We start from the raw sequence: 18,177 nt of genomic DNA on the forward strand, positions 1-18,177 counted from the left end.
GGACAGGACAGCGGCTGATGCTGCTCGACACCGCGTCGTTGTACTTCCGTGCGTTCTTCGGCGTGCCGGACACGATGAAGGCCGCCGACGGTACGCCGACGAACGCGATCCGCGGGCTGCTGGACTTCATCGCCCGCCTGGTCGAGAACCACCGGCCGACCCATCTGGTCGCCTGCTGGGACGACAACTGGCGTCCGTCCTGGCGGGTCGCGCTGATTCCGTCGTACAAGGCGCAGCGGGTGGAGTACGTGTCGCCGAAGGGTGACCAGGTCGAGGACGTGCCGGACCGTCTCGAGGTGCAGGTGCCGTACATCCGCGCCTGCCTGGACGCGCTGGGGATCGCGATCGTCGGCGCGGCCGACCACGAGGCAGACGACGTGATCGGCACGCTGTCGCACCAGGCGCAGATGCCGGTCGATGTCGTGACCGGCGACCGGGACCTGTTCCAGCTGATCGACGACAGCCGCAGTGTGCGGGTCATCTACACCGCGGCCAAGGGCGTCGGCCGGGCCGAGGTGTACGACGAGAAGGCGCTGCTCGCGAAGTACGAGATCCCCGCGAACCGGTACGCCGACTTCGCCACCCTGCGCGGTGACGCGTCCGACGGCCTGCCCGGCGTCAAGGGGGTCGGCGACAAGACGGCCGCCTCGCTCATCACGGCGTACGGCGATCTGGACAGCATCCGCGCGGCCGCCGCCGACCCCAGTACGCCGATGTCCGCGGCGGTGAAGCGGAAGATCCTGGACGCGGCCGACTACCTCGATGTCGCCCCGAAGGTGGTCGCGGTCGCCAAGGACGCGCCGGTCACCGTGGCCAACTTCGCGATCCCGCAGCAGGTGCAGGATCCTGAGCGGTGGCTGGACCTGGTCGAGCTGCTCGAGCTCGGCAGCAGCGCCCAGCGGGTGATGACCGCCCTGAACCTCGGACCCAAGGCATGACGGCCACGATCGATCTCGCCCGAAAGTTCGGTGACGAGATCATCCTGCTGCGGCGGGCCCTGCACCAGGTTCCCGAGTTCGATCTCGAGCTGCCCAAGTCCCAGCAGCTCGTTCTCGACGCGCTCGAAGGTCTGCCGCTCGAGATCACCCTCGGCAAGGAGCTCTCCTCGGTGACCGCCGTACTGCGGGGAGGCCGCGGTCCGGGGCCGGTCGTCCTGCTCCGCGGTGACATGGACGCGTTGCCGGTGACCGAGCGCGTCGACGTACCGTACGTGTCGCAGCACCCGGGCATGATGCATGCCTGCGGCCACGATCTGCACGTGGCCGGCCTCGTCGGCGCCGCGAAGGTCTTGTCGGCGATGCAGGCCGACCTGCCCGGTGACGTGGTCTTCATGTTCCAGCCGGGCGAGGAGACCACCGGCGGCGCGCCGATCATGATTCGTGAGGGCGTCCTCGATGCCGCGGGACGCCGGGCCGATGCCGCCTACGGCCTGCACGTCGGTTCCGCCGTGCAGCCGCTGGGGATGTGGAGCAGCCGGCCCGGCTCGTTCATGGCCGCGGCCGATCAGCTTCACGTGCGCGTCATCGGCGCCGGGACGCACGGGTCGACGCCGTTCCGCGGCAAGGACCCGATTCCGGTGGCCTGCGAGATGGTGACCGCTCTGCAGACGATGATCACGCGGCAGTTCGACGTGTTCGACCCGGTCGTGCTCACGGTCGGGCGGATCGCGGGTGGCACCAAGGAGAACATCATCCCGGACGACGCGTTCTTCGACGCGACTGTGCGGACGTTCTCGGAGGAGACCCGGGCCAAGGTCCAGCAGACCTCGGTCAAGCTGGTCGAGGCGATGGCGGCCGCGCACGGGCTGGTCGCGGAGGTCGAGTACCTGATCGGCTACCCCGTCACCGTCAACAACCCCGACGAGTTCGTCTTCGCCCGGGACACCATCATCGAGCTCTTCGGCGCCGACCGGTTCCGCGAACGCGCCAATCCACGCTGCGGCGCGGAGGACATGTCGTACGTCCTGAACGAGGTCCCCGGCGTCTACCTCAACCTCAGCGCCTGCCGCGCGGCCGACCCCGAGAAGGCCGCCGACAACCACTCCCCGTTGGCCGACTTCGACGACTCCGTCCTCCCCGACGCGGCCGCCCTGCTGGCCGAGCTCGCCGTACGGCGTCTGGCCCGCGGCATCTAGGGAATCTTCCCGATGTGCGCATGCCCCGCGGTCGTCCACACTGCGGGGCATGCGCGGACACTTCGTCGACGTACCTGAGGGGTACCTCTACTTCGAGCAGCACGGCGACGGACCCGACGTCGTCCTCCTGAACGGCGGCCTGGCCGACACCCGGATGTGGGATTCGACGGTTGCGTGGCTGGCCAAGTTCGCCCGGGTCACCACCTGGGACTACCGAGACAACGGCCTGTCGTCGGCGTCCTTCGGCCCGTACGACGAGATCGCGGACCTGCTCGCCGTACTGGACGCGGCCGGCGTCGCGCGCGCCGTCCTGGTCGGCTCGTCCGACGGTGGCCGCCGCGCGCTCGGTTTCGCGCATCGGCATCCGGATCGGGTGGCGAGCGTGTGTGTCGTCGCGGGGTCGTTCGGCGAGTTCCCCGATCCGACACCGGAGGAGGAGGCTGCCCGCGTCGTCATGCGAACCCACTTCGCCGAGATCGCCGACCTGCTCGCAACTGAAGGCATCCCCGCCGCAGCCGGCCACGACATCGACGGCTGGTGCCCCCAAGTCAGCGAAGCCGACCGCCGGCTACTGACCGGGCTGGCCGTGGCCAACTCGCGCATCCTGGCCATGCCCGAAGCCCATGGCCAGGAACTCGATCCACCCGTCAAAACCCGCTTCGCCGAGCTCGAACCCCCGATCCACGTCATCGTCGGCAAACACGATTTCCAGGGCACCCAGCTCTGGGCCCGCCGCATCGCCGACCAGGCCCGCACCACGACTTTGTCGGTGCTCCCCCATGCGGATCACATGCCGATGTTCTCCGCCCCCGCAGCGTTCCGCGAATGGCTGACTCACCATGCGCAGGCTGCGTCGTACCAGGCCGTGAGCTACGGCTGATCCTTCTTCCAGGGGCCGACGCCGAGCTTGCCGGTGGTCCCCAGGTCGAGTTCGGGGGTCAGCATGACCGGATTGACGCCGGGCTTGGCCCAGACTCTGACGTAGGGGCTGTTCACGTCGGCGCCGCCGGCCTCGACGGTGTTTCGCCAGACCAAGTGGGCAGAGGCGCGTTCACCTGGTTCCAGAACGAGAAGCTTGGCGACACCGTCGGCGCCTGTCTGCCCGCTGGTGATTGCGCTGCTGCCCTGGAGGATCTTCACGGTGCGGATCGGCTTGTGGTTCTCGTCGAGGAGCTCAAGCTTCGGGTAGCCGTTGAGGCGGCTGGCTCGCGGGCCGCAGTTCTCCAGGTGGACACCCAGGACACGAAGTCCCATGGCGGCCTCGGCATCGTCATCGCCGTACAGGCGTAGCCCCGAGCTCGGGCACTCGGCGCTCGGAGCCTCGGCGGCGGGCACGTTCCGCACCTTGATGATCTTCACCCGCGCGATCTCTGTGCGCTGCTCGCCCACACGGACCGTGTCCCTGACGGTCCGGCCAGGCTCGACCACTGGTGCTGTGCGCCGCGGGTTCACCAACGCCTCGCCGGAGCTCGCCAGAAAAGCGAAGGTCACGGTGTACACGGCAGCCCGGCTTCCGGTGTTGGTCACCTCGAACTCAGCGCAGTGTTTGGCGAGCAGGCTCACGCCGGTGATCCGGACTCCGGACTCAGCGGGCTCGCCACCGGGCTGGGTGTCGCAGGACGTATCCGTGGGGTGCGCGGCCGGAGCCGGCTGCGACCCGCACGCCGCGAGCAACAGAACACCGACCAGAAGGACAGGAAGTCTGCTGCGCATCCGACGAGTCAATCAGAACATCGAGCCACCGCAGGCGCTTCGCCGTTCATGACTCCGGTTAGTCATGAACGGCGAAGCACTTCAGCTGCGGAGGACCGGGGCTCCGGCTGGGCCGGCGGGCACTGGTTCGGCGTCGATGTCGGCTACCGCGCCGCTGAACTGGGCGTTGTAGAGGCGGGCGTAGGCGCCGTCGATGGCCAGGAGCTCGCGGTGGTTGCCTTGTTCGACGATGGCGCCGTTCTCCATCACCAGGATCAGGTTGGCATCCCGGATGGTGGAGAGGCGGTGGGCGATGACGAAGCTGGTGCGGTCGGACCTGAGCGCGGCCATGGCGCGTTGGACCAGGACTTCCGTGCGGGTGTCGACCGAACTCGTGGCCTCGTCCAGGATCAGCAGCTGAGGATCGGCCAGGAACGCCCGGGCGATGGTGAGGAGCTGCTTCTCACCGGCGCTGACGTTGCTGCCTTCCTCGTCGATGACCGTGTCGTAGCCGTCGGGCAGGCTGTGCACGAAGCGATCGACGTACGTCGCCTTGGCCGCGGCCAGCATGTCTTCCTCGGTAGCGTTCAGGTTGCCGTAGAGGATGTTGTCGCGGATCGTGCCGCCGAACAGCCAGGTGTCCTGCAGGACCATGCCGATCCGCGAGCGCAGGTCGTGCCGGGTCAGCTCGGTGATGTCCACACCGTCGAGCGTGATCCGGCCGCCGTTCAGCTCGTAGAAGCGCATGATCAGGTTGACCAGGGTGGTCTTGCCGGCGCCGGTCGGGCCGACGATCGCGACCGTCATCCCGGGCTCGGCGACCAGGCTCAGGTCGGTGATCAACGGCTTGTCCGGGTTGTACGAGAACGAGACGTGCTCGAACTCGACCCGCCCCCGCGCCTGCGTGACAGTCTCCGGGGTCGCGTCCTCCGGCACCTGCTCCTCGGCATCGAGGACCTCGAAGACCCGCTCGGCCGAGGCCACACCGGACTGCAGCAGGTTCGCCATCGAGGCGACCTGGGTGAGCGGCTGGGTGAACTGGCGTGAGTACTGGATGAACGCCTGGACGTCACCCAGCGACAGCTGCCCAGAGGCGACCCGCAGGCCACCGACGACCGCAATCACCACGTAGTTCAGGTTCCCGACGAACATCATCAGCGGCATGATCAGCCCGGAGATGAACTGGGCCCCGAACGCGGCCTGGTACAGCTCGTCGTTCTTCTTCGCGAACGACGCCTCGATCTCCTTCTGCCGGCCGAAGACCTTCACCAGCTCGTGCCCGGTGAACGCCTCCTCGATCTGGCCGTTCAGCGCGCCGGTGTGCCGCCACTGGGCGACGAACTTCGCCTGCGACCGCTTCGCGATCACCGCGGTGACGATCATCGAGATCGGGATCGACACCAGCGCGATCAGCGCCAGCAACGGCGAGACCACGAACATCATGGTCAGTACGCCGATCACCGTCAGCAGCGAGGTGAGCAACTGGCTCAGCGTCTGCTGCAGGCTGGTCGAGATGTTGTCGATGTCGTTGGTGACCCGGCTCAGCAGCTCACCCCGCGGCGCACCGTCGAAGTACCGGAGCGGCAGCCGGTTCAGCTTGTCCTCGACCTCGGAGCGCAGGTCGTACACGGTCCGCTGGACGACGCCGTTCAGGATGTAGCCCTGCATCCAGGACAGGAAGAAGGCACCGACGTACAGGGCGAACACCAGCATCAGGACGTTCCGCAGGGCATCGAAGTCGATCCCCATCCCGGGGATCAGGTCGACGCCTTGCAGGAGGTCGGCGAGCCGGCCGTTGCCGGAGGCGCGGGTCTGCTCGATGACCTGCTGCTTGGTCAGTTCACCCGGGAACTTCTTGCCGATGTAGCCGGCGAAGATGATGTCGGTCGCACGACCGAGGATCTTCGGCCCCAGCACCGACAGGCCGACACTGAAGATCGCCAGTACGACGACGCCCGACACCTTCACGCGGTGCGGCCGCAGCCGCTTCAGCAACCGCTTGGCCGACGGACCGAAGTTCATCGACTTGTCCCCCGGGATACCACCCGGAGGCCCGAACGCCCGGCCCGTGTTCGGCCGGTCGGTCGCCTTCACTGTCTGCTCGCCCTCAGGAGCAGCCACTTCCTCACTCATCGTCGTCCTCGCTTCGCTGCGGGCGCCAATGAGCGGAGCTCGCTGTATTGAATGGTGAACTCGCTTCGCTCCTTCACGCGGCCTCCTCCGCAGAACGCTGGGACTCGACGATCTCGACGTACGTCGGGCAGTTCTCGAGCAGCTCGTCATGCCGGCCCTTGCCGACGATCGCGCCGTCCTCGATCACGATGATCTGGTCGGCGTCGATGATCGTGGAGACGCGTTGCGCCACGATCACCACACACGCCTCGCGCGTCACCGGGCGTAGCGCCGACCGCAGCCGGGCATCGGTGGACAGGTCGAGTGCCGAGAACGAGTCGTCGAACAGATAGATCTCGGGTTTGCGGACCAGCGCCCGCGCGATCGCCAGCCGCTGCCGCTGACCGCCGGACACGTTCGTGCCACCCTGGGAGATCGGAGACTCCAGTCCCTCCGGCATCGCCTCGACGAAATCCTTGCCCTGGGCAATCTCCAGCGCGGTCCACAGCTCCTCGTCGGTCGCCTCCGGATTGCCGTAGCGCAGGTTGCTCGCGACGGTCCCGGAGAACAGGTACGGACGCTGGGGAACCAGACCGATGCGCTCCCACAGCGCCTCCGGCTCGATCTCCCGTACGTCGATCCCGTCGACCAGCACCCGGCCTTCGGTGGCATCCATCAACCGCGGTACCAGCGAGAGCAGCGTCGTCTTACCGGCGCCGGTGCTCCCGATGATCGCGGTCGTCTGCCCCGGCGACGCCACGAAACTGATGTCGCGCAGGACCGGCTCGGCAGCGCCCGGGAACTTGAACGAAGCGTGCTCGAGACTCAGCTGGCCGCGTCCGGTGAAGGACTTGATCGGCGTGGCCGGCGGCCGCACCGACGAGTCGGTTTTCAGTACCTCGCTGATCCGGTCCGCGCAGACCGCGGCCCGCGGGACCATGATCATCACGAAGGTCGCCATCATCACCGAGAACAAGATCTGGATCAGATAGCTCAGGAAGGCCGTCAGCTCGCCGACCTCCATCGCACCGCTCTCGACGCGGGAGGCGCCGAACCACAGCACCGCGATGCTCGACACGTTCAGGATCAGCATCACCACCGGGAAGACCAGGGCCATCAGCCGGCCGGCCCGCGTCGCGGAGTCGGTCAGATCCGCATTGGCAGTGGCGAAGCGCTTGGTCTCGTGCGGTTCGCGGACGAACGCCCGGACCACCCGGATACCGGTGATCTGCTCACGCAGCACCCGGTTCACACCGTCGACGTACTTCTGCATCCGCTGGAACTGCGGCACCATCCGGCCCGCGATCAGTCCGATCGACGCGGCCAGCAGCGGCACCGCGACAGCGACCAGCCAGGCCAGACCGGCCTCCTCGCGGATGGCCATGAACAGTCCACCGACCATCGTGATCGGTGCGGCGACCAGCATCGTGCAGGTGGTGACGACGAGCATCTGCACCTGGGTGACGTCGTTCGTGCTGCGCGAGATCAGTGTCGGCGCGCCGAACTGGTTCACCTCACGGGCGGAGAACTCGCCGACCCGGTGGAAGACCGCGGCCCGCACGTCGCGCCCGAACAGGGCGGCCGTCTTGGCGCCGTAGTACACCGCGACGACCGTGCAGAGAATCTGGACCAGGCTGACGCCGAGCATCCAGCCGCCGGTGCTCATGATGTAACCGGTGTCGCCCTTGGCCACGCCGTTGTCGATGATGTCGGCGTTGAGACTGGGAAGGTAGAGGGAGGCGATCGTCCCGACCAGTTGCAGGACGACCACCAGGGTCAGGTATCCCGCGTACGGACGCAGGTGCGTACGCAAGAGTCGAACTAGCATCGATCATCCCCTGAGTGGTGTGCGGACACCGTCGAGTGCGAAGTCGACGATCTCCTCGGCGGTCAGCACCTGGCCACCGGAAATCATTGGGTGGGTCGCCGAGAAGGTGATCATGTGCAACCGGCGCACTACCTCCTCCGGCGAGAAACGCAGCTGGTCCGCATCCGGGCGCAGCAGGTCGGCGAAGGCCGCGTTCACCAGATCGGACTGCCGCTTGCGCCGCGCCTCGTCCATCGGCGTCTGCAGCTTCGGGTCCGGCGGCCGGGCGATCCGCATCGCGAACATCAGCCGGAACACCCCACGCAGCCGCCGCTGGCCGACCTCGACCGCGGCGATCATCCGCTCCCGCAGCGGCAGCGCCGGGTCGACGGCCAGCAGCTCCTCCAGCAGGCCGCTGCTGTCGAACGCCTTGGCCATCGCCGCGTCGATCAGCGACTCCTTGCTGCCGAAGGCCCGGAAGATCGTCCCCTCGGCGATCCCCGCCGCCTCGGCGATCTGCTTGGTGCTCACATCCGACCCGAACTGTTCGAGCAACGGCAGCGCGGCCGCGATGATCGCGGCGCGCCGTTCGTCCGGCGGGAGTGGTGTGGCTCGTGGTGTCACCCGACCGACACTAACTGAGTGAGTACTCACTCACAACTGTATTTACCGGCGATCCTTCACGAGTGCAGCAACCCCGTCCAGCAGCCGCCCGAGTCCGTACTCGAAGGCGTGATCGGAGTCGTACGGCGCATCGAATTCCTCCCCCACCGTCGTACCGACCCGCGTCGACAGCGGGAAGCTCTCGATATCGGCGATCCGGTCCAGATGGGGCACGTGAGCCAGCCACCACTGCTTGTCGGTCATCCCCGAGTGCTGAATGACCTGCCGAGCCTCCACGGCCGCCCGGACCGCGCCGTGGACGTAGCCGTTGACCAGGGCGACCGTCGCATCCATCTCGACATCGGTCAGCCCGATCCCCTCGACCGCGGCCAGCTCGTACTCGTACTTCGCCATCACCTGCGGACCCAGCGGCGGACGACTGACGGCCACGTGCAGCATCCACGGGTGCTTCAGGTAGAGCTCGCGGTTCTCCCGAGCCACCTCGTCGAGCTTGGCTCGCCAGTCCCCCGGTACGACGCGCTTCGGCAACTCGCCGTACACGGTGTCGAGCATGACGTCGAGGAGCTCACCCTTGCCGGGGACGTAGCGGTACAGCGTCATCGCGCCGGCACCGAGCTCATCGGCGACCCGGCGCATCGACATCGCGCCGATCCCCTCCGCGTCGGCGACCCGGAGGGCAGCCTCGACGATGCCCTCGACGGTCAGCGCCGGCTTGGGGCCGCGGGTGGGCTGCGGCCGTTTGCGCCAGAGCAGTTCGAGGCTCTTGGCCGGGTCTCCGCTGCCGCTGTACTCCTGGGTCATGTGCGCGATTCTGCCGGAACGGATATTCTCCGTACACTGTACCCAGTTCGATCGTCGCTTGACCTCAAGTTTCATTGAGGTCTTACGGTCGGAAACTGTCGGTGAGATAAGGAATCATCGACTCACCGATCGACCGACGCCGTGGAGCCCGCTGTGAGTATGGAAATGACTGCGTGGAACTCGCTGTACCACGCAATGCACGCCTCAGACGACAGACGCCCGTTCTCGAAGGCCACCCTGCTGCGGATCCTCGCGTTCGCGCGCCCGCACAAACGGCAACTGATCTCGTTCCTCGTGCTGAGCGTCGGCGCCGCGGTGCTGGCCGTGGCCACCCCGGTGCTGGCGGGCCGCGTCGTCAACGCCATCGTCGGCAACAAGCCCTTCGAGACCGTACTGCGCCTTGCCGTGCTGATCGCGGTGATCGCCGTCGCGGAGGCCGGCATCAGCATGCTCACCCGGTGGCTGTCATCGCGGATCGGCGAAGGGCTGATCCTCGACCTGCGGACCGCGGTCTTCGACCACATCCAGAAGATGCCGATCGCGTTCTTCACCCGCACCCGGACGGGTGCTCTCGTTTCCCGGCTGAACAACGACGTCATCGGCGCGCAGCGCGCCTTCAGCGACACGCTCTCCGGAGTGGTGAGCAACCTGGTGATGCTGGCGCTGACCCTGGTCGTGATGCTGCGCGTCTCCTGGCAGATCACGCTCCTCGCCCTGATCATCCTGCCGATCTTCGTGATCCCGGCCCGGCGGGTCGGGAGCCGGCTGGCCGCACTCGAGCGCGAGGCGGCCAACTACAACGCGACCATGAGCACCCAGATGACCGAGCGGTTCTCGGCCCCTGGCGCCACGCTTGTGAAGCTGTTCGGGCGACCGGCGCGGGAGTCGGCCGAGTTCGCGTCGCGAGCTCGCCGGGTGCGCGACATCGGCGTCCGGACCGCGATGGTGCAGTGGATCTTCGTCACCTCGCTGACGCTGGTGTCGGCGCTGGCGCTGGCCGTCGTCTACGGGCTAGGCGGCTTCTACGCATTGCGTAACCAGCTCGACGCCGGCGCTGTGGTTTCGATGGCGCTCCTGCTCACCCGCCTCTACGCGCCGCTCACCGCGCTGGCGAGCGCGCGCCTCGAGGTGATGACCGCACTGGTCAGCTTCGAGCGAGTCTTCGAGGTGCTCGACCTCAAACCGCTCATCCAGGACAAGCCTGGCGCCGGCAAGGTCCCGGAGGGCCCGGTCTCGGTCGAGTTCAAGAACGTGCACTTCGCCTACCCGTCCGCCGACAAGGTCTCGCTCGCCTCCCTGGAGGAGGTCGCAAAGCTCGACACGCGCGGCGGGGTCGAGGTCCTGCACGACATGACGTTCCGGGCCGAGGCTGGCCAGATGGTCGCGCTGGTCGGTTCCTCCGGAGCCGGCAAATCGACGATCGCCCAGCTCATCCCCCGCCTGTACGACGTGGACTCGGGCTCGGTGCAGCTCGCGGGCGTCGACGTACGGGATGTGTCGGCCGAGTCGTTGCGGGAGACGCTCGGCATGGTCACCCAGGACGGCCACCTGTTCCACGACTCCATCCGGGAGAACCTGCTGCTCGCACGACCCGAGGCGACCGAGGACGAGCTGTGGGATTCGCTGCGGCGGGCCCGGCTCGAGGATCTGATCCGGTCGGTGCCTGACGGCCTCGACACTGTGGTGGGCGAGCGCGGCTACCGACTGTCCGGTGGTGAGCGGCAGCGGCTGACGATCGCGCGACTCCTGCTGGCTCAGCCGCGGGTCGTCATCCTCGACGAGGCCACCGCCGCGCTGGACTCCACCAACGAGGCGGCCGTGCAGGCCGCGCTGACCGAGGCGCTCGCCGGCCGGACGGCGGTCGTCATCGCGCACCGCCTGTCGACCATCCGCGCCGCCGACCAGATCCTCGTGATCGAGGACGGCCGCATCGTCGAGCAGGGCACACACACGAGCCTGCTCGCGGCCGGTGGTCGGTACGAAGAGCTTTACCGCACACAGTTCGAGCAGCCCGGCGCCGGGCCGACCGACGCGGAGGTGCTCACGGTCTGACGTAGCTGCGGTGACGGGGTCGAGGTCGGTCAGGACTGTTGGGAGTGCGGTTGTCTGGTCTGTCGGGGTGTGCGGTCGGGTTCGAGCCTGCGGATCCACCGCGGGACGGGCGGGTGGTGTTCTGGGACCCCGAGGGTGGTGAGCTGCCACTCGGGGTCGGCGAACAAGTCCAGCTCGACGTGCGAGTCGGGCCGGGCGGGGCGGCTAGCACGGGCACGGTCGCCGGGTCGGATGTCCGCTCGGTGCGCGGGATCAGCGTGCGGGTGGCGGACGCCGTACCGATGCTCGGACGGATGCGGCGGGAGCCGGGTGCCCATCCCTCCGCGGCGTTCTGGGGTTCGGCCGCCGTGGCTGCGTTGCAGTTGGTTGCCCGAGGCAAGCTGTTGCCGGGGGTCTCCCCCGACGGGTACGACGCGTGGCGGATGGGACCGCTGGAGCCGGCTGACGTGACCCGCCTGGTCGCGCTCGCCGAGGCGATGCCACTGACCGAGCTCCCCGGCGACCTCGCGGCCGAAGGGCTGGTGCGGGCGTTCTGGGATGCAGTGGCGGATGGGATGCCACGCTCCCCCGCCGCCGCGAAGGCGCAGGGCGGCGGTCTGTTCGCGGCGAAGGCGCCGCAGCGCGCCGAAGGTCTGCGGCGCTGGGCCGATGAAGTGTCGGTCGGGCTCGACAGCGGTGTGCGGGTCTCGCTGCGGATCGAGATGTCAGAGTCGCAGGCCTTCCACGCCGTCGTGCAGCTGCACAGCTTGAAGGATCCGACGCTGGTGCGTGATGCGGACGACGTCTGGGCGACCGAGGTGCCCGGGTTCGGGCCGCGGGCACGGATCGACGCGACCCTGGCGATCCGGCGGGCCGGGCGAGTCTGGTTGCCGCTGACACGGCTGCTGGACACCGCCGTACCGGATCAACTCGAGCTGGCCGACGAAGAGGTCGCGGATCTGCTGGCCGGCTCCGGGCAGCGGTTGGCTGCCGCCGGGATCGACCTGCACTGGCCGCGCAGTCTCGGGCGCGACCTCAAGGCACGGGCCGCGATCACCGCTCCGGAGCGCCGGCCGAGTGACCTGCCGAGCTTCTTCGGTGGCGACGCGACGCTGGACTTCCGGTGGCAGGTTGCCCTGGGCGACGATCCGCTGACCGAAGACGAGCTCGACAAGCTCGCCGAGGCGACCCGGCCCGTGGTCCGGCTGCGTGACCAGTGGATGCTCATCGACCCCGAGCTGGCCCGCAAGGCTCGGGAGCGGATTCTCAAACCGGTCACTCCGATCGATGCGCTCAGCGCCGCACTCACCGGCACCACCGAGGTGGACGGCCGGCAGATCAAGGTCGAACCCACCGCCTGGCTGTCCGAGCTGCGGACCCGGATCGCGGATCCCGAGCGCGCCGACGAGCTCATCGACGTACCGGCCGGGTTGCAGGCAACGCTGCGCGATTACCAGCTGCGCGGTCTGCGCTGGCTCGCGCGGATGACGTCCCTCGGCCTCGGCGGCTGCCTCGCCGACGACATGGGCCTCGGCAAGACGATCACGCTGATCTCACTGCACCTGCATCGCCAGGAGTCCGCTGGGACCGCCGGTCCGACCCTCGTCGTCTGCCCGGCATCGCTCCTTGGGAACTGGGAGCGCGAGGTCAATCGGTTCGCTCCCGGGACTGCGGTGCGGCGTTTCCACGGGTCGGCGCGATCACTCGAAGGAGCCGAGGACGGGTTCGTGCTGACGACGTACGGGACTTTGCGGCGCGACGCTGCCCGACTGGGGGCGCATCGCTGGGGTCTGGTGGTCGCTGACGAAGCGCAGCATGTGAAGAACCCGTCGTCCGGGACGGCGAAGGCGCTGCGGACTGTCCCGTCGCAGGCGCGTGTCGCTCTCACCGGAACACCGGTCGAGAACAATCTGTCCGAGCTCTGGGCGATCCTCGACTGGACGACGCCCGGGCTGCTCGGGCGGCTGAGCACCTTCCGGACGCAATGGGCGACGCCGATCGAGGCGGACAAGGACGAGGAGGTCGCGGATCGGCTGGCCAAGCTCGTCCGGCCGTTCCTGCTCCGGCGGAAGAAGTCCGACCCGGGGATCGCGCCCGAGCTGCCACCGAAGACCGAGACGGATCAGACCGTTTCCCTGACGCGGGAGCAGGCCGTCCTCTACGAGGCAACCGTGCGCGAACTGATGGCGGCGATCGCGGCCAGCGACCAGATGGCACGCCGCGGCGCGATCGTGAAGCTGCTGACCGGCCTCAAGCAGATCTGCAACCACCCGGCTCAGTATCTGAAGGAGGGCGAGGACGCGCGACTGACCGGACGTTCCGGCAAGCTCGAACTGCTCGACGAACTACTCGAGACAATCGTCGCGGAGGACGGAGCCGTCCTCGTCTTCACCCAGTACGTCGCGATGGCGCGCCTGCTCGAGCGCCACCTCGCCGGGCGCGGCATCGCCACCCAGCTGCTGCACGGCGGGACACCGGTGCGGAAGCGTGAGGAGATGGTCGAGCGGTTCCAGGCCGGCGACGTACCGGTGTTCCTGCTGTCCTTGAAGGCGGCCGGGACAGGGCTCAACCTGACGCGGGCCGATCATGTCGTGCACTACGACCGCTGGTGGAATCCGGCCGTCGAGGATCAGGCGACCGACCGGGCGTACCGGATCGGCCAGACCAAGCCGGTGCAGGTGCACCGCCTCATTGCCGAAGGCACCATCGAGGACCGGATCGCGGCCATGCTCGCCGCCAAACGAGAGCTGGCCGACGCGGTCCTGGCCGGCGGCGAGGCGGCGCTCACCGAGCTCTCGGACACCGAGCTCGCCGATCTCGTCGAGCTGCGGGGAGGTCTGCGATGAGCACGGCACAGGGTTATCCGGCCTTCCCGGCGCAGCGGCGGAGTACGCGCGGGCGTTCGTGGTGGGCGCGGGCATGGGTCCAGGCTTTGGAGGACACGTCGCTGGACACGATGCAGCTCCGAAAGGGCCGCCGGTACGCGAACTCCGGGCACGTCGGGACGATCACGATCAGCCCGGGGCGGATCGGGGCGACCGTCTACTCCCCCGACGACACCTACGAGGTCGTCGTCCGGGTGGATGAGCTGAGCTCTGGCGAGTGGGAGCAGTTCCTGGAGCAGATCGCGGCGAGGGCCGGTCACATCGCGGCGCTGCTCGACGGCGAGATGCCGCACGACTTGGTCGAGGCGGCGGAGGCCGTCGGGATCGCGTTGCTGCCCGGTATCGGCGACCTCGACCCGAGCTGCACCTGCGACGAGTGGGAACTGCCGTGCCAGCACGCTGCCGGGTTGGCGTACCAGGTTGCTTGGTTGCTCGACTCCGATCCGTTCGTCCTGCTGCATCTTCGGGGGCGGTCACGCGAGCTGCTCCTTGATCAGCTGGTCGCTCGCTCGGCCGGTCCGGAGGCTCAGGCTGAAGTTGAGGGTGAGGTCGGAGCCGGGTCGAGGGTTAGCCCTGTTGAGGGTGGCGCACTGCCCGAGCTTCCGTCAGTGCCACGGAAGGTGCTGGTCGAGGACCTGGCCGTCAGCGGGATCGAACCGCCGCCGGGGCTGACGGCCGGCGTACTGCCACTGCTCGTACTGGACGCCTCCCGTCGGGCGCGCGCATTGCTCATCGCACTGCTGAACGGAACGCCGGAGCCACAACCCCTCGACGAGTGGCAGGACGCCGTACGCCTCGCAGCCGACTTCCCCGAGCTGCTCCCACCCCTTGCCGCTGCGACCGGGCGACCAGCCGACCTCGGCACGGGCGTCCAGGCCTGGCGGTACGGCGGTGTCGCCGGCCTCGACGTACTCGAACACCCCTGGGAACCGACCCCCGCGGAGCTGGCCAGAGCCCGGACCGATCTCGTGCTGGAAGAGATCGAGAACATCGCCGTCACCGGCAACCGCCTGACAATCCAGCCCGACACCCAACTGCGCCTGGACCGGCAAGGCAACTGGCACGCCTACCGCCTCATCGAAAACACCTGGACCCCAGCCGCCCCCGCCTCCCCCGACCCCCTCATAGCCCTAACCACCGACTGGTGACCCGGCCCCCTGGGCTGCCTTTGCTTTCCCTCCCAGACAACGCGCCGCCCCAGCGATTAGACAAGACTTCTTGTACAAGCCCTATTGCAACTCAATCCCATGAGCCCCACCGCCAGCCTCCGGTGCCTCCCGCACCCGGGCCAGGCGCGACCCCTCCCCGCCCCCGTCACCAGCCATATCCCCCGCACCGCGCCAAGCGCGCCCCTTCCCCGCCCCGTCCCCACCCATATCCGCCTGCGCACCCGCGCTAGGCGCGACACCCCTTCTCGCCACTGCATATCCCGCCGCGCCCCCTCCCCTCGCCGCGACTGAACCCACTCTGCAGCCACTCGCGACCGCCCCCCACCGCGCAGCCGGCCCCACTAGAATCACCGCGCCACCAACAGCCGCTCCCCCAACACCCCACTCCGCACCTTCACTCCCCAACCGCCCAGTGAGCCCCGTTCCCAAACGCACGGTGGATTCACTCGCGGGAGCAGAGCGGGTTCACTCGCCCTGCACGCTGGCCCACTCGCGACACCGACCCAACCCATGCCGCGACTGGCCTCAGCCCTGCGCGCAACCCTCGAATCTGCCGACCATGCTGTAGACGCGCTGCCCGGCGACGCTCCGCCCACTCGCCCAGCAGCCGCCCGATGGGTTCACTCGCGGGGAGCACGGTGGATTCACTCGCGCCCGCACGGGATGCATCTCCGCTGCCTGCTTCAACGTCATTTGGCTGCCTAGGCACCCTGATTGGGGGTTCCGCACCGTGATAATGAGTACAGAACCCATGATCTGAGTGGCCAGCCAGGCAAATCGCAGCGAGCGCCTGGACAGGGTGCCGCGAGTGGGTTCAGTGTGCGCGGAGTCATCGAGTGTGCGGACCGTGCCGTCGGCAAACGTTCGCCAGCAGCACGCTGCTTCCCCTCGATCGCAGTCGCACGGTGGGTTCACTCGCGGAGGGGGGATTCGCGGGGAGAGGTCGTGCGGGGGGGGCGGGGTGGGCGTTTGGTGGGGCCTTCGGGCGGCCGGCGGGGTGGGTTAGTCGGGGGTGGTGATGGCGTACCAGGTGAGGAGGAGGTGGATGGGGATGCCGTCGGGGGAATCGTCTTCCAGGGTGTCGAACTCGGTTTGGAGGGCTACCAGGCGGCGGCGGAATTCGGCGGCGCGGGCTGGGCTCACTCTGGTGACCATTCCGCGGGTGACCATTAGGCCGAGTGGTTCCTCTGCGGCGGAGCCAAGGGGGACTCGGCCTGCGCTGAGGTTTGTGATGAGTTCGGTGCGGAACTCGGTGAAGACTGCGGTGAGCGTGTCGGCGAACGGGCCTTCGTCGGTGACGAGGTCGCGGCTGATGGTGAAGTCGAGTTGGGCGGTTCGGTAGCGCTGTTCCTGGATGCCGGAGACCAGCCGGGTCTCGGCGACCTCGATCAAGTTGACCGCCTCGAGTTGTTTGAGGTGGCGGTAGAGCTTGGTCTGGGGTTCGTCGAGTGCTGTCGCGATCTCCTTGGCCGACAGGACCGGCGGGGCGGACCGCTGGCCGCTCATCAGCAGGCGCAGGATCGCGACTCGGGTCGGATCCGAGAGTGCGCGCATCGTCTCGACGTCGGTGATCACCCGCACCGGCCGCGGGTCGTCGGGACTCTGCATCGTCAGGCTCCTCCGTCGACGTGTCTTGTGTGATGTTCACACATCTGTCAATGTTCACGATACCGTGAATGGCTGATCAAGGGGCTGGGATGAAGGACGAACTGCTGGAGCGATTCGCCGATCTGGTCGTGCAGGTCGGGGTGAACGTGCAACCTGGGCAAGGGGTGGTCGTCAACGCCGATCTTGCCCAGGCCGAGGTGGCCCGGGTGGTGGTCGAGCGCGCCTACGTGGCCGGGGCTAGCTGGGTTGAAGTGCTCTGGTCAGACGGCATTACCCGCCGCTCCGACCTCGTGTACGGCGACCTCGCGACGCTGACGGCCGACCGGCCCTGGGCCTTGGAACGCACCCGGGACTGGGTCGACGAGGGAATCGCTTCGATCGCATTGGTCGGTACGCCGGACCCGAACCTGTACGCCGGCATCGACCCCGCGCGGGTTGCCGCCGTACGGGTGCGGGAGCGGATCGCCAGGCAGCAGGCGGTGATGAGTGGGCAGTGGCGGTGGACGGTTGTGGCCGCGCCGAATGCCGGCTGGGCGACGCAGGTGTACGGAGAGCCGGATGTCGATCGGCTGTGGGACGTGGTTGCCCGGGCGATGCGGCTCGACGAAGCCGATCCGGTCGCGGCGTGGCGGGAGCGAGCAAGCGCCCTCGCGGCGAGGTGTGCTGCGCTGGACGCGTTGCAGATCAGCGAGCTCCGGTACGTCGGGGAGGGCACCGACCTGACTGTCGGATTGATCGACGGTTGTCGGTGGACCGGTGGGTCGGTGGTCGATCCGGCCGGTATCGCCTACATGCCGAACATCCCGACCGAGGAGGTCTTCACCAGCCCGGACCGGCGCCGCGCGGACGGTGTGGTTCGACTGACCCGGCCGGTGCTGATAGCCGGGCAGCTGGTGGAGGGCCTGCAGCTCACCTTCGCGGCCGGGCGGATCACGGATGTGAAAGCCAGGAGCGGAGGGGAACTGGTCCGGGCCGAGCTGGACACCGATGAAGGGGCTCGCAGTCTGGGTGAGGTTGCGCTGGTCGACGAGGAGTCCCGGGTCGCGCAGGCGGATGTCGTCTTCCACAACACCTTGTTCGATGAGAACGCCGGCAGCCACATCGCCTGGGGGCAGAGCTTCCCGTTCGCTCTCGACGGCGGTACCGAGCTCACCGCCGACGAGCGTTACGCGCGCGGGCTGAACAACTCGTCCGTCCACACCGACGTCGTACTGGGCGGCGAGGGGCTGAGCGTCACCGCCACGACGCCTGGTGGTCCGGTCGACCTGCTGAAGGCCGACACCTGGCAGCTGGATTGCTGACGGTAAATCGCTG

13 protein-coding genes are annotated in these 18,177 nt (G+C 68.3%); 7 read left to right on the forward strand and 6 right to left on the reverse strand.

Annotated elements, in window-relative coordinates; genetic code table 11:
- Positions 1–17: 17 nt before the first annotated feature.
- The 3 genes from ACFCV3_RS23910 to ACFCV3_RS23920 are packed head-to-tail and all read left to right on the forward strand — an operon-like array spanning position 18 to position 3,014.
- On the forward strand, positions 18–938 hold the full coding sequence (locus tag ACFCV3_RS23910; RefSeq protein ID WP_376033336.1) for a 5'-3' exonuclease H3TH domain-containing protein: 921 nt from the start codon (positions 18–20) through the stop codon (positions 936–938).
- Positions 935–2,134: a M20 family metallopeptidase gene (locus ACFCV3_RS23915; RefSeq protein ID WP_376033233.1), complete on the forward strand. Its 1,200-nt coding sequence runs from the start codon at positions 935–937 to the stop codon at positions 2,132–2,134. Before ACFCV3_RS23910 ends, ACFCV3_RS23915 begins: the two co-directional genes overlap by 4 nt.
- A gap of 49 nt (positions 2,135–2,183) precedes the next feature.
- Positions 2,184–3,014, forward strand: coding sequence for an alpha/beta fold hydrolase (locus ACFCV3_RS23920; protein ID WP_376033235.1), 831 nt, complete (start codon positions 2,184–2,186; stop codon positions 3,012–3,014).
- On the opposite strand, the gene ACFCV3_RS23925 is transcribed toward ACFCV3_RS23920, so the two are convergent.
- The 5 genes from ACFCV3_RS23925 to ACFCV3_RS23945 all read right to left on the reverse strand — a co-directional run bounded on the left by ACFCV3_RS23925 (position 3,005) and on the right by ACFCV3_RS23945 (position 9,170).
- Positions 3,005–3,847 (reverse strand): DUF4232 domain-containing protein, encoded by an 843-nt coding sequence (locus ACFCV3_RS23925; protein ID WP_376033237.1) that lies wholly within the window; start codon positions 3,845–3,847, stop codon positions 3,005–3,007. The two genes, ACFCV3_RS23920 and ACFCV3_RS23925, sit on opposite strands and share 10 nt — an antisense overlap.
- Positions 3,848–3,928: 81 nt before the next feature.
- Positions 3,929–5,959 (reverse strand): ABC transporter ATP-binding protein, encoded by a 2,031-nt coding sequence (locus ACFCV3_RS23930; protein ID WP_376033238.1) that lies wholly within the window; start codon positions 5,957–5,959, stop codon positions 3,929–3,931.
- A 73-nt stretch (positions 5,960–6,032) separates the two neighbouring features.
- Positions 6,033–7,766 (reverse strand): ABC transporter ATP-binding protein, encoded by a 1,734-nt coding sequence (locus ACFCV3_RS23935; RefSeq protein WP_376033240.1) that lies wholly within the window; start codon positions 7,764–7,766, stop codon positions 6,033–6,035.
- A 3-nt stretch (positions 7,767–7,769) separates the two neighbouring features.
- On the reverse strand, positions 7,770–8,369 hold the full coding sequence (locus ACFCV3_RS23940; RefSeq protein ID WP_376033242.1) for a TetR/AcrR family transcriptional regulator: 600 nt from the start codon (positions 8,367–8,369) through the stop codon (positions 7,770–7,772).
- Positions 8,370–8,411: 42 nt separating this feature from the next.
- Positions 8,412–9,170, reverse strand: coding sequence for a TetR/AcrR family transcriptional regulator (locus tag ACFCV3_RS23945; protein WP_376033243.1), 759 nt, complete (start codon positions 9,168–9,170; stop codon positions 8,412–8,414).
- Between the two features lie 165 nt (positions 9,171–9,335).
- Between ACFCV3_RS23945 and ACFCV3_RS23950 the strand changes: the two genes are divergently transcribed.
- Genes ACFCV3_RS23950 through ACFCV3_RS23960 form a run of 3 tightly spaced genes read left to right on the forward strand, consistent with a single transcriptional unit; the run spans position 9,336 to position 15,234 of the window.
- On the forward strand, positions 9,336–11,222 hold the full coding sequence (locus ACFCV3_RS23950) for an ABC transporter ATP-binding protein (RefSeq protein WP_376033338.1): 1,887 nt from the start codon (positions 9,336–9,338) through the stop codon (positions 11,220–11,222).
- Between the two features lie 50 nt (positions 11,223–11,272).
- Positions 11,273–14,047: a DEAD/DEAH box helicase gene (locus tag ACFCV3_RS23955; protein ID WP_376033245.1), complete on the forward strand. Its 2,775-nt coding sequence runs from the start codon at positions 11,273–11,275 to the stop codon at positions 14,045–14,047.
- Positions 14,044–15,234 carry a hypothetical protein gene (locus ACFCV3_RS23960; RefSeq protein WP_376033247.1) on the forward strand — a complete coding sequence of 397 codons (1,191 nt, stop codon included), beginning with the start codon at positions 14,044–14,046 and terminating at the stop codon, positions 15,232–15,234. Before ACFCV3_RS23955 ends, ACFCV3_RS23960 begins: the two co-directional genes overlap by 4 nt.
- Before the next feature lie 1,023 nt (positions 15,235–16,257).
- On the opposite strand, the gene ACFCV3_RS23965 is transcribed toward ACFCV3_RS23960, so the two are convergent.
- Positions 16,258–16,863, reverse strand: a complete 606-nt coding sequence (locus ACFCV3_RS23965; RefSeq protein WP_376033249.1) for an ArsR/SmtB family transcription factor — start codon at positions 16,861–16,863, stop codon at positions 16,258–16,260.
- A gap of 68 nt (positions 16,864–16,931) precedes the next feature.
- Between ACFCV3_RS23965 and ACFCV3_RS23970 the strand changes: the two genes are divergently transcribed.
- Entirely contained in the window at positions 16,932–18,164 is a 1,233-nt protein-coding gene (locus ACFCV3_RS23970) for an aminopeptidase (protein ID WP_376033251.1), read from the forward strand.
- Positions 18,165–18,177 lie beyond the last annotated feature (13 nt).

Source organism: Kribbella sp. NPDC056345 (genome assembly GCF_042262745.1).
In the GTDB taxonomy this organism is placed as follows: domain Bacteria; phylum Actinomycetota; class Actinomycetes; order Propionibacteriales; family Kribbellaceae; genus Kribbella.